Below are 22,248 nucleotides of genomic sequence, written 5' to 3' on the forward strand. Positions count from 1 at the left end.
CTTGCGGCCAAAAATACATCTCACGGCGGGCAAAGTTAAGCAGACTTTCTGTATTTTACCTTTTACGCTTGTAGCTCGAAGGAACATTAAACGGAAAACCGGGGCTTTGGTTTACCAATTCCACCTTGCTGTGTTTGAGGCGCATGGTCGTTTCCACTTTCTGCTGTTCCTTGGAAAGCACATTCAGGTTAATGTGGCTCATGAAAGGGAACAAAAAGCTGCCTACTGTCCTGAAATCCTCATAATCGAGGGTAAAAGTGTTCTGCGTAGGCACTTCCGTTGCTTTCAGGCGCGAGAGTTTCTGGTTTTTTTCGGCAATGTAATTATCGACTTCCAGCCTGTCGACCGCCTGTTTAAGGACATAAAAATCATTTTCCTTCACAAACCGGCCGTTTTCCTGCATTTCAAACGGCATATTACCGATGATCACCGATTGTAGGAGATCGAAGTTGAGATCGAAATTGTATTGTTTGCTGAGTTGTTCGTAGTTGAAAACGAAGTAGTCGCGGTGAATTTTGTCCATAAAAACAATGGAATCCCGCGTGATAATGCCGCGCGCCACTTCCAGGCCCACTCCCGTCACCGACAGCCAGATAATGCTGTCTTTTTTCATGCGGATGTTGACATTCGTATTGTCAAAATCCTGCTTCGGGCTTTTGAAGGAAAACTTGGATTTGGCCGTCAGATAATCAAAATCGACTTCATTGACCTTCACCTCCGGCATCGGTTCCCCCGCATTGGCAACCACGGCTATGGTGTCGGCCGCAATGGTATCTTTGGGTTCGGGTCCCCTGGTAATGAGGGTTGTGTCGGTATCCTTGCTTTGGGAAGTACTTTTGGAAGAACGTGGTTTGTGACAAGCCGTGAACCATATCAGTGACATGGTTACCAGCCCGACCGTAATTTTACTGCTCATGTAATGCACCTGTTGCTATTTTTTTGTCAAGAAGTTCGGTGGTTTCTCCCATTCTTTTGGCTTTTTTCCATTGGGCCACCGCATTGTCCCGTTCTCCTAGTTTGAACAGGACGTCCCCATAATGCTCAACAATTGTGCCACTCACACCGCTGCTGTCCTGCATTGCCTTTTCGAGGAACTCCTTTGCTTTTTTGTAGTCTTTACGAATGTATAATACCCAGGCATATGTATCGAGGTAAGTCGGGTTGTTCTGATGCTGCTGCACGAGTTTTTCCGACATTTTGAGTGCCAGATCGAGTTTTTCCTTCCTCAAAGAAAGAAAATAGCTGTAATTGTTCAGCACGTGATCGTTGTCCGGATCGGCTTTCAATGCGAGATCGTAGGCGGCGTCGGATTTGTCGTGCTCGCCTATCCCATTGAATGCGTCGCCGAGTTGTGCGTGGATTAATGGCACCAGCTGGGGATTTTCGCCGATCATTTTAAGACTTTCTTCGAGTGATGAAGTGGCTTCCTTGTAGTTTTTCTTCATCAAATGCGCCGTTCCGTTGAAATACCAGAACATTCCCTGGTTCGGGAACAATTCCAATGCTTTTTCCGAATGCACGAGCATGCTATCGGGCTGGTTGAGCTGGCCGTCGAGCTGCATAATGGCGCCCCAAACCTGGAAAACGTTCGGATCGGAGGCCACGGCTTTCAGGTACAGCTGCCGCGCTTCGGCGAGTTTGCCCTGGCGTGTGAGCAAATCGGCGTAAATGACCGTTGCCTTTGCTTCGTTCGGGTGTGTCTCCGCGAGCTGGCGGGCGAGCGAAACGGCCTCAATTACCTCGTTTTCGGTTTTCAGCATTGTCAGATAACCCGAAAGCACGCGGATTTTCGGATCGGCATCGAGATTTGGATTGGCAAAAACCTGTTTCAGTTCCTGGTTGCATTTCTGCACGTCACCGTTGCGGCGGTAAATATCTGCCAGCAACACGTGCGCCTGCGCTTCATCGGGGTTGATTTTCAATGCCTCTTCCAATGGTGCCACCGCTTCCACGATCCGGTCGTTGGCAATCAGCATTTCGGCCAGCTCCACGCGGTAACTTACTTCTCCCGGCTCGGCTTCAATCAGTTTTTTACCTTCTGCAAGCGCTTTGTCGAGGTTGTTCTGGCGGAGATAGAGCTGCTGTTTCTGGTGCGTGATCTCTTCGGTCACTCCCATCGACTTTTCGAGCTTGTTATAAGTCTCGATCGCCTTGTCAAACTGGTCGGCAAACACGTATACCGCGGCCAATTCTATGCCGTATTCGATATTTTCAGGGTTTTTGGCCACCAACGTTTCGTAAATCTGGGCCGCTTCGGAGTATTTCCGGCGCTTCGCGTAGAGTTCCGCGAGCTGTTGGGAGTAAAAAATGTTTTCTTTATCGAGATCATGCGCCTTTTTCGAAGCATTGATCGCGTCGTCGTATTTTTCGAGCTTGATGAGCGCCGTAGCTACGAGGTAATGCGCGGCGGCATCCTGCGGGCTGACGAGCGCGAGCTTTTCGAATATAGGTAATGCACGGTCGGGCTCGTCCTTCATCATGAATTTCATCCCCTCGGTCGCCATCGACTCCCCTTCCAGCCGCGTCATGACGCCTTCTTCCTTAACTTCCTGCTTGTCACGATCTTTACGACGCTGCGCATGGGCCGGCGTCATCAGCCAGGAGGCCGATACGAGGCAAATAAGAAGGGTTATTTTCAAATATTCGGTCCTCATATTTTAATCGTGCGCCATCAGATCGTGGGACTTGACCGGCTATTTCAGTGTAAATAACAAAGTTACCAAATTTTGTCAGTATGCTCCGCCCAAATCTCTCCGCAAATAAGTATACTAACGTCGAAATATATATATTCTTATGCCGGAATTAGGTCCATTCCATGCGGTTACCGCACTGAGTAAGCCGATTTTCCAAAACCGGGCAATCCGGACGGGCTGAGCGCCTCCACGCGTATGTCCGCCGAGCTTGCGGCATCGGTATGGTAATAGCTTACCCGCGCCTTGCCATCGCTACCGGTTTTGAGCATAGGTGCCCAGAAAACCGTTGACCGGAAGTCGGGATTCGGTGCGGGCGGGCTGGTAGGGCCATATTGGGGTGAATAAAATGCCTTCGGCGTGTGAAATCCGGCTATTTTAGTGACCATCACACCCGGTACAATGTCCTGCGAATAGTCGTAATTCTCGTTTCCACGCTTGGTAAGCACCGCAATGACCCCATTTCCGCCCCTGCTGCCATAAATGGCGGCCGAGGGACCTTTCAGCACGTCGATCGACTCCACATCGAACACGTTCAGCGACGTGATCAGCTGCTTATCCACCGGCATACCGTCCAGTACGAACAAAGGTTCGCCCCTGTTGCCTCGTATCGACACCGTCGCATTCATGCCCGAGCCCATCACCGACACGCCCGCAACGCGGCCTTGCAGCATATCGAGTATGCTCATGTAGCCGGAGGCCAGTTGCGGCGTCACTTTCAATGTTGCGTCGGCCGAACTGTACAGTTTCCGCGAATCGCGCGGCGTTTCTTTCTTTGCTTTGATAGTCACTTCCCGCAGCATCCGCTCGCGGTTTTCACGGATTTTTCGTGCTATGTCCTGCTCCTGGGCTGCATTTTTGAGCAGATTGGCCAGGCGCTGCGCATCGACGGTCACCGGCTTGAAAGGGATTTTGACAACCGAAGCGCGTGGCGGGTCGAATGGATTAAGCGTGAACGATAAATTCTGATTTCCTTTTTTGTTCATCCCTTGCAGGCGAAGTTGCAGCGAATCGCTGAATGCCAGGTTATAAATCGTGAAATGGCCGTTTTCATCGGTTTCCGCCGTCATGAAATTGCTGAGGCTATCGTTGCTGACAAAAAGCGATAATGCGGTTTTTTCGGTCAGTTTCCGGTTATTCCGCTTCGCGTCGCCTTCCAGCGTAATGCCTTGCTCGACATACCTTTTGGCTTGCGGGATGGAGTCGGCGAGCACGTCTTCCCATTTGAAACGCGTCCAGCCGTGCGTCATCATCACATAGTCGAGGTGAATCTTGCGCTCCGATTTTGTGGGGTCTAAATAGTAGGCAGGTTGTTCTATAACGCCTTTTAGATCAGACGATAACAATAAATAGGAAGCGATATTTTGATCGAAAGGCTGCTGTAAAATCTGACCGGCGTCGGTGACCGACAATGAGAGATTCGCTTCCACGGGTTTGCCCGCCGAGTCGGTCACGGTCACTTCCACGTCCACCTTTTCACGCGGTTTGTACTCGGCTTTCGATGGCTTGATATTTACCCGCAGGCTCCTCGAATGGTCTACAAATACCAATCGCTCGCACACCGGCTTGTTGGCCTCGTCGAATAATGTGAGATGGGTAATGCCGTCCGGTAATTCGTTGGTGGGCAGCTGCATCATCAAGCCGCGGCTGCCGATTTTACCTTTTGCCACAAACGCGACGATTCCCCGTGCGTGGCCTACCACATTGACCGGTATTTCCGCTTTTCCGGGGATTTTGGCATAAGCTATTACTCTCATTTTGAGTGGATTCGAGAGGTTGTCGACCACCATCGTAAAGCCGCTGTCATGCACTTTCGGGAATGCGAATGGTGTCACTTTTCCGTCATTTTCCTTCAAAAATGCGCGGTACGACTCCCCTGCCTTGGGCGCGAACTGAAAACGTCCCATTCCTAAATGCTCACTTTTGAATGACGCCACGGTATCACCATTCTGGGCTAGCACAAATCCCGTGACATCCTGCGCGAGGCCCGCCTCGTTTAAGGCTTTGAATGCTACACGGGTACTGATGTCGGCCACCAGCTGGCCGCCTTCGGGGAAAAATTGCAGATCGGTTTTGCCGGTAGTAGTGTTAGTGGTCGTATTTTCTTCATAATTAAATACATACAAATTTTTTTGGAAGAAAAAATCTTCGGAAGCATTGCGCATCCAGTTCGTGTACGCGCGGATTGTATACGCGCCAGGCGCCAGCGAATCGGTAAGCACGAATTCTCCGTAGCCGGTGCCGCCGTTCATTTGTACTCGTTTCAATGCTGCATTCCTGCCGGTGCGTTGCTCGATGAGGTCGACGTAGAGGAGGTTACTGGCGCTGTCGGCGAGGTGTAAAGATCCTTCGGTGAGGTATGCTTTGAACCAGAGCGTGTCGCCCGTTACATAATAGGGCTTGTCGAAGTGCAGGTAGGCTTTTTCAACCGGTAATGTGCCGCGGTATTTATTTAATTTGTTGGAAATGAATTGAATAAAATCTTCTTCCGACCATCGGAATGCGCTAATTAGTACAGCGGCGGCGAGCAATGCATAGTTGATGAAGTTCTTTTTCCACGGCATATCGTTAAGGAGATTTGTTATATATGCAATTTACCTAAAATAAACTTGCAAAATATTTCTACTTATTCAGCTGACTAACGAGCAAATAGACCGGATAACTTATCAAAAGGAACAGTAATGCGTATTGGCTGCTTGGTAAGTCCTGTACAATGGCGCCCACCAGGAATGCGATCGATAAAATGAGCATTATGATGGGCAGAAAAGGGTAGGCGGGCACCTTCCACGGCCTGGGTAAATGCGGTTCTTTCTTCCGTAACGCCAACAGCGACGCAAATCCGGAAGCGTAGCCTAGTACAAAAAAGAATGTAGCAATGTCGGACAGCTTTTCGGTTGCGTCTTTTCCGATGAGAATTAATGTGATAGCGACTGCCGAAGTAACGAGCATCGCTACTGCCGGCGTGCCGCCCTGGTTTACGGTAACGCCGGATTTGAGAAATAACCCGTCCCGGCTCATTGAGTAGAGCACCCGGGGGTTGAACAGCAGCTGTGCATTCACAATGCCCAGGATCGAAATCATCAGGAACAAAGTCACAATCTTCCCTGAACCTGTGCCGAAAATCAAGGTAATGGCATCTGCTGCGGCCAGTTTCGACTGCGCGAGCCGGTCCATCGGGAGTACGTGAAGAATGGCCAGGTTGCACAGCAGGTAAATGGCAATGATCACCAAAACGCCGCCAATCATCGATTTGGGCAGGTTTTTGGAAGGGTCGCGGTCTTCTTCGGAAAAGTAGGCAGCGGTATGCCAGCCGTCGTAGGTGTAGAAAATGGCTTGTAAAGAAAAAACCACGGGCGCTAGCCAGGAGCCGGTTTCGATGATTTTGCTGGTGGTTACCTGTGCTTCTTCCGTAGTGACCTCATTACCATACACATAGCAAACCGCCACAAATGCAAAGAGGCCGATCCCTTTCAACAGGCTCATCACATTCTGAAAACTGCTTGCCAATGCCAGCCCGATCCAGTGGATCATCGTGAGCGCGAGCAGGATAGCCGCGGCCACGTAAGATTCAAAACCCACCAGCCGGGGGATAAGCAATGCAAGGTATTCGCTCATCGTGTACACTCCGAAGCCGAGCGCCGAACAGGTGCCGAGCCAGCTGTTGATCCCGACCACGAAGCCGGCATAATTTCCGAACGCACGCTGCGCATACACGTACCACGCACCCGCCCGCGGGACCGAAGTGCCGAGCTCTATCGTGCACAATGTGCCGAGAAAGGCGTAAACGCTCACAGCAACCCATAATACCATGATCAGCCCCGGATCACCCAGTTGCTCGGCAATGGGGCCGGGCTTGCGGAGGATGCCGGTGCCTATGGTGCCGCCGACGGTCACCGCGACGCCGAATCCGACGCCCAGGATCTTGAAAAGTTCGTTTCGGGTAGTAGGTTGCTGCATGAGCGGAGTGAAAATGTGCTTTTCGAAAATAGGAAACTTTTTCTGAATGTAACTCCTATCTTAGGCATCAAATACATGCCTGACGGCCAATCTACCCGCACTGCCATGTTTAGGGTTAAGAACCTTTGGATCATTCATTTGCTCGGCTGGGTGCTGTTCATGAGCCTGCCGCTAACGATCGTCTCCCGCGAGCCCAGCGCCGGTTTCCCGGTGAGGATATTGCAATCGGGCTGGTTCTCGTCGTTTTTTCTGGTGTATGCAACATTGTTTTACGGCAATCTGCTGGTGCTCGTCCCGAAGCTGTATTTGAAGCAGCATTATGTAGCATATGCGGCGGTGTTCGTCGGATTGCTGGTAGCTATTTATTTTTCCAAACCATTCGAAAGGCTCATATTCAGGAACTTCCGGCAGGAGCAGGGTAGGGAATTGCGACCTGAGCCGCCGCGGGAGGGATTTCGTGAGGGCCGGCCACCTCGTCCGCCGCATGGTGGCGATGCCCGGCCGATGCCGCGCCCGAACGGCGAAAGAGCGGTTGATTTCGTGAGTTTAACACTCTTCATTGTCGTTTGGGCCGTGGCAATGGCGATCCGCATTTCGCGGGAATGGCGGCAATCGGAGCGCCGGGCAATCCTTTCGGAGGCGGAGAAAGCGCATGCCGAGTTATCGTTTTTCAAGGCGCAGATCAACCCGCATTTTCTTTTTAATACCCTCAACAACATTTACGCGCTGGCCGTCAGCAGCAGCGCGCATACCGCGCCGAGCATTCTCAAACTGTCGCAAATGATGCGGTACATTACCGAGGAAGCGACGGAAAACTATGTTCCGCTGGAAGATGAGCTTGCGTGCCTGGAAAACTATGTAGAGCTGCAAAAGCTGCGGTTGAATGCCAAAACCAGCCTGGATTACGAAGTGAAAGGCCAGCCGGAGGGTATCCGGATTGCGCCGTTGATCCTGATGACTTTCGTGGAGAATGCATTTAAATACGGCGTAAGCAATCATCGGGAATCGGTGATACGGATTGCGGTGGAGGTAGCAGGAGGTGATATTCGATTTTTATGTCAGAACCGCATTATCGAGCGTAATAGGGAGGAGGAGCGTACAGGTGTGGGGATATTGAATACCCAAAAGAGGCTGGATTTGCTTTACAGCGGCTTTTACGATTTCGATATCCATAACGACGGGGAGATTTTTACCGTGAAACTAAAACTTCCCGGACGATGAAATGCGTGATTATCGACGACGAACCGCTCGCGCTGAGCATTCTGGAAAATTACATTGCTGCGTTTCCGGTGCTCGAACTGGTTGGAAAATTCGACGATGCGATCGAAGGCGGGAGGTTTTTGAAAACGAATGAGGTGGATCTGCTTTTTATCGATATCAATATGCCTGATGTAACGGGACTGGAACTGGTAGCGAAGCTGGAAGCGCGGCCGATGGTCATTTTCACGACGGCATACAAGAAATTCGCGTATGAGGGATTCGAGCTGGAAGCCGTGGATTACCTTTTAAAACCCATTACAATCGAGCGTTTCGAAAAGGCTGTGCAGAAAGCCGCGGAGCGTTTTGAGCTGAAAAAGCCACGTCAAAATGAGGAATCGATTGTGGTCCGTTCAGAGTATCGGGCGATCAAGATCGCATTGAGCGACATTGCCTATATCGAGGGAATGGAGGACTATATTAAAATTCATCTGCTGAGCTCGCGGCATCCGGTCATGACGCTGATGTCGCTGAAAGGCATTCTCGAAAATTTGCCGGACCGCGCATTCAGCAGAATTCACCGCAGTTATATCGTACCTAATTTACAAGTCAAATCCATTCAGAATAAGAAAGTTAAGCTCTTGTCTGGTACCGAATTGCCGGTAAGCGACAGTTATCTCGATTTTATCGAAAAATGGAAGAACCGGCAAGCATGATTTTACGGGAATGGTCGATTCACCGGTAAAATCGGGCCGTTGACCGATACACTCCGCCTGTTCCGCAACAAAGGTTGAAACGAATACGATAATGTATTTAAACTCACAGAACTGCTGCATTATGGAACGCAAGGAATTTTTAAAAAGGGGATTTTCGGCATTGGGCTTCGCGGCCATTATTCCCGTGATCAGCTGCTCGAACGATACCGTCGATCCCGTAGAAACTTCAACTGACACCACCGGAACGTCGGGCTCGACATCCGGAAGTTGCACATTAACCGCCTCTGAAACCGCAGGCCCGTTCCCGACCAAGTCACCGGCCAGCCTGGTTTCGAACGATATCACCTCAGACCGTCCGGGGACAAAACTGACGGTCAAGATCACCATTCAAAACAAAAATAACAGCTGTGAAGGCCTCGAAGGGGCATTGGTGGACATCTGGCACTGCGATGCGGCCGGAAACTACTCCGAGTACGGCGGTTCGGGAATGCAATCGACCAATTACACGAGCGTGCATTTCCTCCGCGGCCGCCAGACGACCGATGCCAATGGCCTGGTGACGTTTACCAGCATTTACCCGGGTTGGTACTCCGGTCGCGCGCCGCACATTCACGTACATATATATAATGCGAGCGGGAACTCGTTACTGGTGACGCAAATTGCATTTCCCGAAGAGATCAGTAAGGTCGTGTATGCGCAGGGCGTGTACGCGAGCCACGGGCAGGCGGATACGACCAATTCGCGTGACAATGTGTTCGGAGATGGCGTAAGTACCGAAATGGCGACTGTTACGGGAAGTGCTTCGGCAGGGTATGAGCTGACGCATGCGATTGTGGTGAGTGCGTGATGACCGCCGACGGCCGACCGCCGACCGCCGATGGCCTGCGGCCTGACCATGGACGATCGACCATGTTGACAATTTATTGATATGATACCACACAATCGATCGGCGGTCAGCGGTCGGCCGTCGGTGGTCATTGCCTCCTAATCCACGGTCCATTGTAAACCCCAAAATTCGATATTATGGTTATCCAAACTAATGCTCAAATATATCTGGAAAGCCTTCGCAGGCATTTTCAGGCGGAGGGTTTTCAAAGTTTCCGGACTTTCAATTTTGAAGAATACCGTGCGGACGACCGGGAGGCATTCGGAACATTGGAGGTTTTGAACGACGAGACACTTTTGCCTGAATGCAATCACGAATTGCGTGTGGAGCAGTTTTGCCAGGTCATTCTGCTGCCCATTGTCGGGGCGATAGAGGTTGAGGAAAAGGGTAGGGAGCCGAAATTCGTCAATTCCGGGGAAGCGCTGTTTCTGCTCGTGTCGCCGGAAAAGCATTATACCATTACCAATCCATATCCTGACGAGGCAATTAACTATTTGCAGATCAGGATCAATGACAACCCGTTTTTAAGCACCCCGATGTCATCATCCGGCATCATCGTTCCGTTTGATTTAAGTGAAAAAAATGTTCTTCTCCCGGTCAGAGGCTACAACGGCAGCTCCGCCCATCTGTTCATCGGCCAATACGACGGCCGGGAAGAAGGCATTTTTACCAGCTGGAATGCGGAGCATAGTGCCTTCATTTTCGTGATCGAAGGGGCATTCGAGGTGCAAAACCGGCTTTTGGAAAGGCGGGACGCCCTTGCACTGCGCAATGCAGTAACGGTAGAGTTCGAGGCGTTGTCGAACGGGGCGATTTTGCTGGTGATCGATATTGGTCAGGGCTGATAGAATATAAAGATCAGCTCTTTAACTCTATCGAAATGATCGTCGGTTGACAATAGCGGAACACCCAAGAAAATAGATGTAGCAGCAATGATAGCATCGGGAAGTTTGAGATTGTATTGCCGCCGGACGTAGGTGGTGATTTCCTTAATGCCCGAGTTGATGTCGATGATAGTACATTCATCGAGGAACATTTCAACCCAGGACTCCTCTTCTATGGTTATCGCCTGATAGCCGAGTAGTTCCAGTTCACTGATAAAAGAAACATACGTTTCTCTATCTTGTAGGAGTGTGCCCAGGCGATCATCGCCCTTGAAAAGGTTAATAGCAATATTTGTGTCAATCAGAATTTTCGTCCCACTCATTACGCATACGTCTCTGTGCATCCAGAGCATTGTCGGTTAGCTTAATTACTCCTACAAATTTTCGAGCGTCGAGTTTTTTACTTCCTGATGTTGATCCGGTAACCGGAAAAATTTTTGCCCTGGCTGCTGTCGGGAAAACGTCTTCAAGCATCTGCCCTTCTTTTAAAACGAATTTCATAATCTACGGGCGGTTTGTTTGATAATAAAGATAAGCATAAAAGCCGATGGATTTTGGCCAAATGTGCAACCGACTGTGGTGGATTATCATGAGGTAAAAAAAATCGCGGATGCCGTTTTCACAGCATCCGCGATTTGCATTCAATGTATATTCCTTAAAGAACTGCTTCGGCGAGAACCAATACTTTGTTATTCAGCACTTCTACAACACCACCGTCGATGACGAAGTTTTGCTTTGCAGCGCCGGTATCGACTACCACATCACCTTTGCCCAGCGTGCTGACCAGCGGCGCGTGACGGTTCAGAATCTGAAACTGTCCTTCGGTACCCGGTAATGTTACGGCATTCGCCTCGCCGGCAAATACCTTTTTATCTGGGGTAATGATTTCTAAATGCATAATAGTCTATGAGTTTATAGTCTATGAGTTCAGAGTTTATGAGACTACACTCATGGACTCATAAACTCATTAACTCTACACCTTACCGGCTTGCTTCCGCCAGCATTTTTTCTCCTTTGGCCTGAGCGTCTTCGATGGTTCCAACGAGGTTGAAAGCCATTTCAGGAAGATGGTCATAAGCACCGTCCATGATCAGGTTGAAGCCTTTGATGGTATCGTTGATATCAACCAGAGTACCTTTCAAACCTGTGAACTGCTCAGCAACGAAGAATGGCTGGGAAAGGAAACGCTCTACGCGACGTGCACGTGACACAACCAGTTTGTCCTCTTCGGAAAGTTCTTCCATACCAAGGATCGCGATGATATCCTGCAATTCTTTGTAACGCTGAAGAATGTTTTTCACACGCTGTGCGCAGTCGTAGTGAGCAGCACCCAGGGTTTCTGCATTCAAGATACGTGAAGCGGAGTCAAGCGGGTCCACAGCAGGGTAGATACCTTTCTCGGATACTTTACGGCTCAATACGGTCGTAGCATCCAAGTGGGCAAATGTTGTTGCAGGCGCCGGGTCAGTCAAGTCATCCGCAGGTACGTAAACCGCCTGTACGGAAGTGATTGAACCACGTTTTGTAGATGTGATACGCTCCTGCATCTGGCCCATTTCAGTTGCCAATGTAGGCTGGTAACCTACCGCAGATGGCATACGTCCCAAAAGCGCGGATACCTCAGAACCTGCCTGGGTGAAACGGAAAATGTTATCGATAAAGAAAAGTATATCGCGGCCCTGACCTTCGCCATCTCCGTCACGGAAATACTCAGCCATTGTCAAACCTGACAAAGCCACACGAGCACGTGCGCCAGGAGGTTCGTTCATCTGGCCGAACACGAATGTCGCCTGCGAATCTTTCAGCGTGCTGTAATCTACTTTCGAGATATCCCAGCCGCCTTCTTCCATGCTGTGTTTGAATTCTTCACCGTACTTGATGATACCAGCCTCGATCATCTCACGCATCAGGTCATTACCTTCACGTGTACGCTCACCCACACCGGCGAATACCGAAAGACCGGCATAAGCTTTCGCGATGTTGTTGATCAGTTCCTGGATCAATACGGTTTTACCTACACCCGCACCACCAAACAAACCGATCTTACCACCTTTTACGTAAGGAGCAAGAAGGTCGATCACCTTGATACCTGTGAAAAGTACTTCGGTAGCAGTTGCCAGCTCTTCGAATTTTGGAGCTGCACGGTGGATAGAAATACCATTTGTCGTGTCCAAAGGAGCAAGTCCGTCGATCGCTTCACCGATTACGTTGAAGAGACGTCCTTTGATACCTTCGCCGATAGGCATTTTGATAGGTGCGCCAAGCGGTTTAACCTGCATACCACGTTGCATACCTTCTGTACTATCCATCGCGATAGTACGGATACGGTCTTCACCAAGGTGCTGCTGGCACTCGAGAACTACTTTCTGACCATTTGGTTTGATGACTTCCAACGCATCAAGGATCGCGGGGATAGCACCGCTGTCCTCAAATGATACGTCTACAACCGGGCCAATTACCTGCGTAATTTTTCCTACGTTTGCTGCGTTTGCCATTATATAATTTTGATTATCTCGGATGAGGTTTTTTTCAGACCGCAAAAGTAGGAGATAATTTGGTCAGTACCAATAGCAGACGAGGCGAAAATTTGGATATTTTTTAGAAAATCACCCGTTTTTCCTGAAAACTGTGTTCAATATTTCCGGAAAGTGAGATTAGGAAGGGAAATGCGGGAACTTTTTGAGCGCTTACCGAACCGCTCACAGGTTTGAGATATATGTTAAAATCGCCTAAATTTGAATTAAACACTGTCAAAATGCAGATGAACACGCAGCTTCTGGAACGTATTACATTCAATCCGAAACAATGCGGCGGTAAGCCTTGCCTCCGGAATATGCGTATCCGCGTGACGGATGTGATTGAGCTGCTGGCTGCCGGACTTACACCCGAACAGATTGTTACAGAAGAGCTCCCGGATCTCGAACCGGAAGATATCACCGCGTGCCTACTCTATGCGGCGGCCAAGCTTAACCACCCCGTCCTGCAAGCGGCCTGATGATCATACTGGACGCCCAACTGCCTCCGGCGCTCGCCGTCTGGATCACCGAGACTTTCCAAATTCCATGTTTTTCGGCACAATTTCTGGATCTCCGTCATGCGGGGGATGAGGAAATATTTGCTTTTTCGAAAACAAAAAATGCTATTGTTATCACCAAGGACGACGATTTCGTTTCGTTACTAAACCGCTTGGGCAGTCCGCCGAAAGTAATCTGGCTGACTTGCGGAAATACATCCAAAAATAGATTGAAAGAAATTTTCGAGGCAAATTTGCAACAGGCTCTTACATTGCTCGAAACGAATGACTTGGTGGAGATAACCGGTCTCTGACCGATTTCCGCGTTAAAAAGCGTTATATGAACGATTTACTTTTCTGGAAGGTGTGGTCGCCGTCCGAGCGGCGGATGGCTGTCGGTACTTTCCTGGTTTTGATTTTGGGGCTTGCTTACCTGGTTTGGCAATGCATTGATCCGCTGGGCAATGTGGTGCGGTGGAATGTGGTGAGTGAGTTGTCGGAAACGACGGCCGTAGTGGATGTGCTGCAACTCGGACAATGGCAATACGGCATTTCGACGCCGACGCACCTGGTGACGGAAAATTTCATGTCGTCGGTGATGGAAGTCAATGCGCTGACGGTTTATCTGTTCTGGATCGGGGCGCTGACGGGTCTCTCGCTGGTGCTGGCGGCGCTTACTACCATGCCGCGGTTCTGGTACCTTGCCGGGACGATCCTTTTCATCCTGTTTCTGGCATTTGCCCGACTCGAAACCTTGCGTGTCTTCGGGGCTGAAAACCGTTTGTTGTTTCTGATTTCCACTGTTTTATACGGAGGTCTTTCCTATTATTTCCACGCATTTCGCCCGGATTTGGGCATTGCTACGCGCATCGCGGGTATGCTCGGTGTTTCGGTGGTATTGGCTGTGCTTGTTGCATTCGGCTCGTCGTCGCCGGTGCCGGTGCTCACGGCTGCGGTATATTCTTTCCCGCTCTGGCTGGTGGCTACAATGCTTTTCCTGCTCGTTTCCGCGACGGAAATCATGGCCGGCCTGGTTTGGCTGAGTACAAGCGGCGAGGCTGGGAAGGGGCGGTCCGGGCTTGTACAGTTTATCGTGATCAGTGTGCTGTACCTGCTGCTTTTGTTATTGATATACCTCCAAAATACCCGTCAGATAGACTGGAACGTCACTTTGGTCAGCCCGTTTTACCTCGCATTGGCATCGGGTATACTCGGCATCTGGGGATTCAGAAGGCGGGCAGATTCTACGCAGGGCGTGATCCCGTTCCGTAGCACCGGTTTCTGGCTATACATCGGTTTATTTATCGTTGCGGCTTCTTTTGGTGGCTTAATGGCCGGTACGGCAAACGATCCGGTGCTGGAAACGTTGGAAGACACCGTCGTGCAGGGTCAGCTGGCGATGGGTTTGCTGTTCCTTTTTTATATACTGGTCAATTTTTGGGAGGTTTTCCAGCAAAGACTGGCCGTTTACAAGGTTTTGTATAAACCCCTCCGCTTCGGACTGACGCAAACGCGGCTCTTTGGTTTCGCGGGTCTGGTAGTACTGTTTTCAATGCAAAGACTGCTGCCTTTGAACCAGGCCATTGCCGGTTATTTCAATGGATTGGGCGATTTGCATGCTACTACGGAGGAGTTTACCCTTGCCGAGCAGTATTACAAGCTCGCATTGCAGCAGGAATTTCAAAACCATAAATCCAACTACGCGCTGGCGTCCATCGCATTGAAACAGGGCGACCGCAATGCGGCTGCCTACTATTTCAGGCAGGCATTGTTGAAAAACCCTTCACCGCAAGCCTATGCTGGTTTGAGCGGTATTCTGGTGCAGGAAAGCCTGTTTTTTGATGCCGTATACAGTTTACAGGAAGGTCTTCGCCGCTTCCCGGCCAATGGAGAGCTGCTGAATAATCTTGGAATGCTTTATTCCAAAACCAATGTGGCGGACTCGGCTTACTATTACCTGGATCTTGCCCAAACCAATGCAAAACGCCCGGAAATCCCGGCTACCAACCTGCTTGCCATTCTTGCTAAAAACACCAACTCCGGCCTGCTCGATTCGCTTGCCGGAAGCTCCGAAAAGCGCGATTACCTTTCATGGCAGGCCAACTGGCTGGCAGTCCAGAATATGAGGCAACAATTCCAAAAAGAGGATTTTAACAAGAATTCAATTCCTGCCGACTCGCTTCTGAGTGTTTCGTCATTGGCCTATTTACTGAATTATGCCACAAATCAGGCTGCGTTCGACTCATTACCGGCTACTTTCCTGCCGAAACTGGCTGTGAAGAATCCGGTACTCTCACAGGATCTGTCGCTCGTGGCATTGTACCCGCAATTTTATAGCGGCAATAAATTGAAAGCATTGGAAATGCTCACAGCCTGGACGGCAGAGGAGGGTGAGAAGAGTGATTTGTACCACAAAATATTGGGTCACTGGCTGCTGCAACTGGGATTGTATGATAAGGCCATCGAGGCGCTTTCGCCGGTGGAAGGGATCGAGGGAACGCTTGGAATGGCTGTTGCCAATGCATTATCCGACAAAAAGGAAGTAGCGGTGGTATTGCTCGACAAGGCGCAGGAAAAAGAGAAAAGCCCGGCATTGGAGCAATTAAAGCAGACATTATTCTCTGGCGTCAGGCCGAAATCGGTATCGGATTCGCTGTTTTCGGTTGTTTCAAAATCACCGTCCGCACAAAACATTCAAAACGCAGTGCGCGCGAATCCTTTCGACGCCCGCATTGTTTCGGCGGCATCGGAGTATTACAGGGGCAAAAAGCAGGTGAAGCAGGCCTATCAGCTGGTGCTGGACGCCTTGCGTTACAATGAGTACGCGCCCGAATTGTGGGAGCAATATGCATTCCTGAGCCTGGAACAGGGCTTGCTCACGCAAGCGGCGGAAGGGGAAGTGAAGGTAAAGCAATATGCATTGCCTGCCGGTTATCAGCGATTTCTGACGCGCTATCAGCCGATGCGGGCACTTATCGAAAAACAAAGAGCGGAATTTTGATGATTTAATATTTTAGCCATCTCAAAATTACACTTCACCAATGACGGCTTTGTCCTGGAAATCCAATTTCAATGAAACGGAATGCCGGATTTTCCGGGGTAAAGTCATTGCCGGAATCCTGAAAACATCTTCCTGGAAGTACGATGGCCGCGGTGAGCTCGATGGTTATATGCTCACATTCAAAACCAAAGGGTTCTTCATACGACATACCGAAATCAGGGACATTAACGGTAACAGCGTGCTGGGCGGCATAGATTACAACTTGCTCGGCAGTACGGCGGCGATCACTTACGACGGCATAGAATACAAATGGAAATTCGATTCGTGGGCACGCCGGAAGTGGGTTGTAGGAAACAGTGATTTCGAAGCCAGTTTCGAGCCGACCGGCTTCTGGAAGCGGGAGGGGCGTGTGACCAATGAAGATATTCCGCCGCCGGTAATCCTGGCGTCATTCTTTGTACAAGCTTATTTTCGTAAAATATCCGCTGCATCGTGAACCGTCACATGCGCATTCCCAACTGAAAAATTGTATTCATGAAAATCATAGAAACCAGCGAGATCGCCAAACGTTATGTGATGGGCAGCGAGATTATCCAGGCGCTCAAATCCGTTACAATTTCGGTGAATAAAGGGGAATATGTGGCGTTTATGGGGCCGTCTGGCTCGGGTAAATCGACTTTGATGAACATTATCGGCTGCCTCGACACGCCTACGACCGGGCGGTACGTCCTTAATAACAAAGACGTTTCCGACATGACTGAGAACGAGCTCGCGGAGATCCGAAACAAAGAGATAGGGTTTGTGTTTCAGACATTTAACCTGCTTCCCAGGATGTCGTCGCTGGATAATGTAGCCCTGCCGCTCATTTACGCGGGACTAAGCAAGGCCGACCGGACAGAAAGGGCCATGCAATCACTCAAAAACGTAGGCCTCGAAAATAGGGCAGGGCATAAGCCGAACGAGCTTTCAGGCGGTCAGCGGCAGCGCGTAGCGATCGCCCGCGCGCTCGTGAACGACCCGAGTATCCTGCTTGCCGATGAGCCGACCGGTAACCTTGATTCCAAAACTTCTTATGAAATCATGGACCTCTTCGACCAGCTTTACAGCAAAGGCAACACGATTGTCATGGTCACGCACGAAGAGGACATTGCGCATTACGCACACCGTATCGTGCGCCTGCGCGACGGGCTCGTCGAGTCGGATACCATTAATCCAAATCCCACGAAGGTGAGTGCGTTGGTTTGAGAACCGCAAAGAAGTTTACAGAAACAAATAGTATAATTATCTTTGTAACGGATAAAGGCCAGTGGCCGAGAGAATCCGGATGAATGGCCCGACGAGGCGCATCATCCGGATTATTTTTATAGCAATATTTATGAAGATCAATTTCAAAGACATTATCATATTCGAAGACGAGGATTTTCTGGTGGTGAACAAGCCGCCGCATCTGGCAACGCTCGATGAGCGTACGGCCGATCGCGGAGGAAGTGTGCTACGCCTTGCGAAAGAATACAACCCCGAATTGCAGGCAGCCCACCGCCTGGATAAGGAAACTTCCGGCGCGCTCGCATTCGCGAAAAATCCTGCGGCTTACCGGCATTTGGCGATGCAATTCGAGCACCGCGAAGTTACCAAACGGTACCACGCAGTAGTGAACGGTATCCATGACCTGGAAGGCATTTCGGTGTACCTGCCGATCCTGCCGCTGAAAAACGGAACGGCGGTGAAGATCGACCGGGCAGACGGGAAAGAAGCAGAGACGATATTTAATACATTGCAGGTGTACCGTGGTTACACATTAGTGGAATGTATCCCCATTACCGGGCGCATGCACCAGATCCGCGTGCATTTGTCGTGCCTCAAAGCGCCGATTGTCAATGACCCGCAGTATGGCGGCGAGCCTATTTTTCTTTCAAGCCTGAAACGAAAGTTCAACCTGAAAAAGGATACTGAGGAACAGCCTCTTATTCAGCGGGTTGCGTTGCATGCGCGATCGCTTTCGTTCGCGGTGATGAACGGCGAGGATATACGTGTGGAAGCGCCTTACCCGAAAGATTTCGAAGTACTTGTGAAACAGCTCAATAAATTCGGGGTGTAATAGCATGGTTTTTGTTGAATGTTAAAAGTTGTGTACGTTTATCCATCTTTTTCCATTCAAAACACCTAAAACTATGCGGGCACACACGTTACGAAATACCCATTTTCTGCCATTTATTTGCCTGTTTTTCCTGCTCGCCGGCACTGCCTCAGCGCAAACCGGCCGGAAAAACGATGTGATCATCAAGCGCGACAGCTCGCGCATTCAAGCGCTCATTACGCAAATGAGCTATGAAAAAATCAACTATCGCGACCTGAGCAAGGCCGACAGCGCTGCTACCTACATTTATTTGGACCAGGTAGCGCGGGTGTTGCTGAAAAACGGCAAGAATATCAATGTAAAAGATTCCATTCCGCCGGGCCGTATTCCACCCGACAGTGTCGGTCAATATGCGGATATGAACAACCTGCCGACTGATCCTTTCGAGAAAAGCGTGGTAATGGCTAACTCAGACCAGCTACGGGATAAATACGAATACCACAATAACCGCGCGATTGATGGAAAAACGGGTGCGATTGTATTCACCTCGGTAGCTGTGGCTACGTTGGTATCAGGCATAATCGTTGCCAGCACAGGCGACAGCCCGGATAACAAGACGATTGGTACTTCACTAGCGATCGCTGGCCCGGCTGTGGGGGTTGTTTTTGGATTAATTGGGTTTAAAAACTATAAAATTCACAGCAAAAGGGCCGATAAGATCAAAACGGAATTGCAACGCCGGAACCAGCCGCTGACGACATTCAGCATTACGCCGCATGTCGATCCGTTCAGTAAGTCGGCGAGGTTGGGCCTCAGGCTGTCGTTCTGATTGCGGTAAATTGATTACTTTCATAGGGTGAAATCAGTTACAAAAAGCCTTTCCCTCATGAAAGTAATTCTACCCAAGCTGAAAAATCAGCTTTTAGCCATGTTAATGCTATTATTTGTCGTTCAGGCAAATGCTCAAACGCCGCGCAAGGCGGATGTGATCAGGCTGCGCGACGAGTCCAAACTGGAAGTGTTCATCCAGGAAGTGGACGACCAGGTTGTGAAATACAAGAAGATAAGCGACCCGGAAGGGCCGCTTTTTTCCGTTAAGAAGTCCGATATCGCGTCGATTCGCTACGGGAACGGTGAAGAGGAAACGTTTGAGGCCACGCTGGAAGTGCAGAGTTACTATGCTCCCACGAAACCAGCACCAGCTGCCCGACCGCAGGAGCAGCGCCCCGCTGCCCGAAAGCCAGCTAATGGTCCGGTAAAACCGTCCGTTCAGTTTGCCGAGGACGTCAGGAACTCTTCGCCCGACCATTTGCGCAGCATGTACACTTACTACAAGACGCGTTCGAAGTCGGGGATGGTCATGGGCATTGCGGGTACTTCTGTGGGCATTGTTGTGGCGGCCATTGGTACAGGCATTGTGGCCGGGGCAATGGACGACAACGGTAATTTCAAAAGTTACCAGGACGAACTAAGGGCGCGCAAAGGGGCTTATATGATGCTGGGAGGCTTCGCTGGTGCGATTACATTTGGTACTGTCGGGTTTGTAAAGGGCGGTAAGAACGGCGCCAAAGCCAGCCGCATTCGCCGTGAGCTGATCCGCCGCGGAGAGCCTCTTACCATTAGTATCAGGCCATCTTTCAGCCCATCGCAACGCGCCGGGAGTCTGGCATTAGCGATTAATTTCTGATTTTTAGCCTAAATAAAAAGCGGGCTCCGAATGACTCGGAGCCCGCTTTTTTATGACTTGAATTTCTTAGAATTTGAATGCGATACCTGCTTTCAAAGGAGATGCATTGTAACCAACTTCTGCGAAAACGCCCATGTTAGGCTTGAAGTAGTAACGTGCGCCGGCAAATACACCGAAGAAAACGCCGCTTCCGTAGCCGTCATTATAAACGCCTGACCAGCCGTCCGGATCGCTGAAAGAAGAAACGCGGTAGCCGAGTGATGGGCCTGCGTACAAATCAAGGTTGTCCAGTTTCAGGAAGTGCTTTCCATAGTGATACGAACCTCTTGCTGCGATGGTGAAGAAGTTGTATCTCCATTTGTAACCCACGTAGCCGTAGTTCCAGGTAGTAAAGTCCGCCTGACCACCGACGCTGATGAAGTCGTGGATACCACCTTCGAACGAAGCACCTACTCCGACGCCGCCGCCGCCATAAGTTCCGCCAAGGTTGATACCTGCATTCAATAATTTATCTCCTTTCTCAAATTGGGCAAACGCCTTCTCCGAAGCTGCGCTGAAAAGAGCGGCAACAACAAGCATGAATAGAGTCTTTTTCATCGTAATAGATTAGTTATTGTTAAATAATAATGGCACAAATTAAAGCCTTTATTTCAATGCTTCAAAACTTGTGCCATTTATAGTTATTAACCGGAGATTCCCACTTTATAAGCGGTTTCGGCATCTTTCTTTAATCCAAAATCAGATGTGCTTGCGGAGCTTATCCTTAAAGACCTTTTTAAATTTATCCAGTTTTGGTGCAATCACGAAGGCGCAATAGCCCTGCTCGGGATTGTTGGCAAAATAATTCTGGTGGTAGTCTTCGGCAGGGTAAAACTTCTGGAATTTAGTGATTTCGGTGACAATCGGATTCGTGTAAGCGCCCGATTTGTCCAGTTCCGCCTTGGCCGTTTCCGCCAGCTGTTTCTGCTCGTCGGAATGGTAAAAAATGACTGAACGGTATTGCGTTCCTACGTCATTTCCCTGGCGGTTCAGCGAAGTAGGATCGTGGCTGCGGAAGAATGCTTCCAGCAGGTCGGCGTAGCTGATCACCTTGGGATCGTAGGTAACTTCCACACATTCGGCGTGGCCGGTAGTACCTGTGCACACGGCTTTATAATTGGGATTGGGATCATGCCCGCCCGAGTAGCCCGAAACCACTTTCTTAACGCCTTCGAGTGATTCCATCACGGCCTCGGTGCACCAGAAACATCCCGTACCAAATGTCGCGACTTGGGTATTCGCGGTGTCGACATTGCTTTCGTCGAGGGCGGTTGAGGCTGCTTCTTTGTCCATTTTGCTCTTGTGTTTTTTGTCAGACTGTGCGCACGATACGAGTGCCGCACAGCACAAAAATATAAACGTGAAAATCGGAATGGTGGTTCTTATCATAACAGTACGGGTTATCAATGTTTGGGTAACGATTACGGCGTCAATAAAGTTTTATCACTGTAATCGTATAATATTTACGAAATTTGAAGTCCAACGGATCGGGAAGCGGCGAAATCCCGACGGTATCAAATCTCCGGTAGTTTATGACCTATCTACATTTCAAAGCACTCCATATCATATTCGTAGTCAGCTGGTTTGCAGGGCTTTTTTACATGCCGAGGCTGTTTGTGTACCACACCGAAGCCAACGACAAGCCCAGCCCGGAGCGCGAAATCCTTCTGGCACAATTCACTAAAATGGAGAAATTGCTCTTCAATGCGATCATGACGCCGGCTTGCTGGCTCGCATTACTTTGCGGCACAGCCATGCTCTACATCACGCCCGCCTGGCTCGATCAGGGGTGGATGAAGCTGAAACTCGTATTTGTCCTCGGATTGCTGGCCTACCATTCCATCACCCGGAAGATTTTGCTCGAACTACGGCAAGGCAAATTCCGGTTCAGTTCGTTCCAGTTGCGGCTTTTCAACGAGGTTGCGACGATATTCCTTTTTTCCATCGTGTTTTTGGTAGTATTAAAAAACACGGTCGACTGGCTGTGGGGCGTGCTTGGATTGCTGGCCTTTGCCGTCGTGATCATGACTGCCGTGCGGATCGTGAAGAGAATGCGGGAAAAGAAAGCTGGCGTTTAGTAGTGCTATATATAAATGAAGAG

23 protein-coding genes are annotated in these 22,248 nt (G+C 49.9%); 13 read left to right on the top strand and 10 right to left on the bottom strand.

Translation table 11 applies throughout. From position 1 onward, the window contains the following. Positions 1 to 55 precede the first annotated feature (55 nt). The 4 genes from lolB1 to BLQ88_RS34820 all read right to left on the bottom strand — a co-directional run bounded on the left by lolB1 (position 56) and on the right by BLQ88_RS34820 (position 6,647). Positions 56 to 916 (bottom strand): lipoprotein insertase outer membrane protein LolB1, encoded by an 861-nt coding sequence (gene lolB1, locus BLQ88_RS34805; RefSeq protein WP_090157636.1) that lies wholly within the window; start codon positions 914 to 916, stop codon positions 56 to 58. Continuing rightward, the gene (locus BLQ88_RS34810; protein WP_229212989.1) at positions 906 to 2,639 is read right to left on the bottom strand and encodes a tetratricopeptide repeat protein; all 1,734 of its coding nucleotides are present in this window, start codon (positions 2,637 to 2,639) and stop codon (positions 906 to 908) included. The genes lolB1 and BLQ88_RS34810 overlap by 11 nt, the downstream gene beginning before the upstream one ends. Before the next feature lie 182 nt (positions 2,640 to 2,821). After that, positions 2,822 to 5,254, bottom strand: coding sequence for a TonB-dependent receptor plug domain-containing protein (locus BLQ88_RS34815; protein ID WP_090157638.1), 2,433 nt, complete (start codon positions 5,252 to 5,254; stop codon positions 2,822 to 2,824). A 58-nt stretch (positions 5,255 to 5,312) separates the two neighbouring features. Then, positions 5,313 to 6,647 carry an APC family permease gene (locus BLQ88_RS34820; RefSeq protein WP_090157639.1) on the bottom strand — a complete coding sequence of 445 codons (1,335 nt, stop codon included), beginning with the start codon at positions 6,645 to 6,647 and terminating at the stop codon, positions 5,313 to 5,315. Between the two features lie 105 nt (positions 6,648 to 6,752). Between BLQ88_RS34820 and BLQ88_RS34825 the strand changes: the two genes are divergently transcribed. The 4 genes from BLQ88_RS34825 to BLQ88_RS34840 all read left to right on the top strand — a co-directional run bounded on the left by BLQ88_RS34825 (position 6,753) and on the right by BLQ88_RS34840 (position 10,291). Next, positions 6,753 to 7,868, top strand: coding sequence for a sensor histidine kinase (locus BLQ88_RS34825; protein ID WP_176885195.1), 1,116 nt, complete (start codon positions 6,753 to 6,755; stop codon positions 7,866 to 7,868). After that, complete coding sequence (locus tag BLQ88_RS34830) at positions 7,865 to 8,560, top strand: LytR/AlgR family response regulator transcription factor (protein WP_090157641.1); 696 nt, start codon at positions 7,865 to 7,867, stop codon at positions 8,558 to 8,560. Before BLQ88_RS34825 ends, BLQ88_RS34830 begins: the two co-directional genes overlap by 4 nt. A 121-nt stretch (positions 8,561 to 8,681) precedes the next feature. Next, positions 8,682 to 9,407, top strand: coding sequence for a dioxygenase family protein (locus BLQ88_RS34835; protein ID WP_090157642.1), 726 nt, complete (start codon positions 8,682 to 8,684; stop codon positions 9,405 to 9,407). Positions 9,408 to 9,583: 176 nt separating this feature from the next. Further along, on the top strand, positions 9,584 to 10,291 hold the full coding sequence (locus tag BLQ88_RS34840; protein WP_090157643.1) for a pirin family protein: 708 nt from the start codon (positions 9,584 to 9,586) through the stop codon (positions 10,289 to 10,291). Here BLQ88_RS34840 and BLQ88_RS34845 read toward each other — a convergent pair. The 4 genes from BLQ88_RS34845 to atpD form a co-directional block, all read right to left on the bottom strand. Beyond that, positions 10,282 to 10,653 (bottom strand): type II toxin-antitoxin system VapC family toxin, encoded by a 372-nt coding sequence (locus BLQ88_RS34845; protein ID WP_229212990.1) that lies wholly within the window; start codon positions 10,651 to 10,653, stop codon positions 10,282 to 10,284. The two genes, BLQ88_RS34840 and BLQ88_RS34845, sit on opposite strands and share 10 nt — an antisense overlap. Beyond that, positions 10,628 to 10,831 (bottom strand): hypothetical protein, encoded by a 204-nt coding sequence (locus BLQ88_RS36955; RefSeq protein ID WP_176885196.1) that lies wholly within the window; start codon positions 10,829 to 10,831, stop codon positions 10,628 to 10,630. Before BLQ88_RS36955 ends, BLQ88_RS34845 begins: the two co-directional genes overlap by 26 nt. A gap of 154 nt (positions 10,832 to 10,985) precedes the next feature. Next, positions 10,986 to 11,228 (bottom strand): ATP synthase F1 subunit epsilon, encoded by a 243-nt coding sequence (atpC, locus tag BLQ88_RS34850; protein WP_090157645.1) that lies wholly within the window; start codon positions 11,226 to 11,228, stop codon positions 10,986 to 10,988. Positions 11,229 to 11,310: 82 nt separating this feature from the next. Continuing rightward, positions 11,311 to 12,825 carry a F0F1 ATP synthase subunit beta gene (gene atpD, locus BLQ88_RS34855; protein WP_090157646.1) on the bottom strand — a complete coding sequence of 505 codons (1,515 nt, stop codon included), beginning with the start codon at positions 12,823 to 12,825 and terminating at the stop codon, positions 11,311 to 11,313. 266 nt (positions 12,826 to 13,091) lie between these two features. Between atpD and BLQ88_RS34860 the strand changes: the two genes are divergently transcribed. From BLQ88_RS34860 to BLQ88_RS34895, 8 genes are all read left to right on the top strand, one after another. After that, on the top strand, positions 13,092 to 13,325 hold the full coding sequence (locus BLQ88_RS34860; protein ID WP_310590166.1) for a DUF433 domain-containing protein: 234 nt from the start codon (positions 13,092 to 13,094) through the stop codon (positions 13,323 to 13,325). After that, on the top strand, positions 13,325 to 13,657 hold the full coding sequence (locus BLQ88_RS34865) for a DUF5615 family PIN-like protein (protein ID WP_229212991.1): 333 nt from the start codon (positions 13,325 to 13,327) through the stop codon (positions 13,655 to 13,657). The genes BLQ88_RS34860 and BLQ88_RS34865 overlap by 1 nt, the downstream gene beginning before the upstream one ends. A gap of 26 nt (positions 13,658 to 13,683) precedes the next feature. Continuing rightward, entirely contained in the window at positions 13,684 to 16,344 is a 2,661-nt protein-coding gene (locus BLQ88_RS34870; protein ID WP_090157648.1) for a tetratricopeptide repeat protein, read from the top strand. Between the two features lie 40 nt (positions 16,345 to 16,384). After that, on the top strand, positions 16,385 to 16,840 hold the full coding sequence (locus tag BLQ88_RS34875) for a hypothetical protein (RefSeq protein ID WP_090157649.1): 456 nt from the start codon (positions 16,385 to 16,387) through the stop codon (positions 16,838 to 16,840). A 38-nt stretch (positions 16,841 to 16,878) separates the two neighbouring features. Next, positions 16,879 to 17,589: an ABC transporter ATP-binding protein gene (locus BLQ88_RS34880; RefSeq protein ID WP_090157650.1), complete on the top strand. Its 711-nt coding sequence runs from the start codon at positions 16,879 to 16,881 to the stop codon at positions 17,587 to 17,589. A 130-nt stretch (positions 17,590 to 17,719) separates the two neighbouring features. Then, entirely contained in the window at positions 17,720 to 18,442 is a 723-nt protein-coding gene (locus BLQ88_RS34885) for an RluA family pseudouridine synthase (RefSeq protein WP_090157651.1), read from the top strand. A 73-nt stretch (positions 18,443 to 18,515) separates the two neighbouring features. Then, positions 18,516 to 19,250 (top strand): hypothetical protein, encoded by a 735-nt coding sequence (locus BLQ88_RS34890; RefSeq protein ID WP_090157652.1) that lies wholly within the window; start codon positions 18,516 to 18,518, stop codon positions 19,248 to 19,250. A gap of 57 nt (positions 19,251 to 19,307) precedes the next feature. Then, a complete protein-coding gene (locus tag BLQ88_RS34895) occupies positions 19,308 to 20,108 on the top strand; it encodes a hypothetical protein (RefSeq protein ID WP_090157653.1) in 801 nt (266 codons plus the stop codon). Positions 20,109 to 20,174: 66 nt separating this feature from the next. Here BLQ88_RS34895 and BLQ88_RS34900 read toward each other — a convergent pair whose 3' ends face one another. Together BLQ88_RS34900 and msrA are read right to left on the bottom strand one after the other, a co-directional pair. Next, on the bottom strand, positions 20,175 to 20,705 hold the full coding sequence (locus BLQ88_RS34900) for a hypothetical protein (RefSeq protein WP_090157654.1): 531 nt from the start codon (positions 20,703 to 20,705) through the stop codon (positions 20,175 to 20,177). A gap of 141 nt (positions 20,706 to 20,846) precedes the next feature. Then, a complete protein-coding gene (gene msrA, locus BLQ88_RS34905; RefSeq protein WP_090157671.1) occupies positions 20,847 to 21,440 on the bottom strand; it encodes a peptide-methionine (S)-S-oxide reductase MsrA in 594 nt (197 codons plus the stop codon). Positions 21,441 to 21,679: 239 nt separating this feature from the next. On the opposite strand from msrA, the gene BLQ88_RS34910 reads away from it, so the two are divergent. Next, on the top strand, positions 21,680 to 22,225 hold the full coding sequence (locus tag BLQ88_RS34910; RefSeq protein WP_090157655.1) for a CopD family protein: 546 nt from the start codon (positions 21,680 to 21,682) through the stop codon (positions 22,223 to 22,225). Positions 22,226 to 22,248: the final 23 nt, after the last annotated feature.

This window comes from Dyadobacter soli, from assembly GCF_900101885.1.
In the GTDB taxonomy this organism is placed as follows: domain Bacteria; phylum Bacteroidota; class Bacteroidia; order Cytophagales; family Spirosomataceae; genus Dyadobacter; species Dyadobacter soli.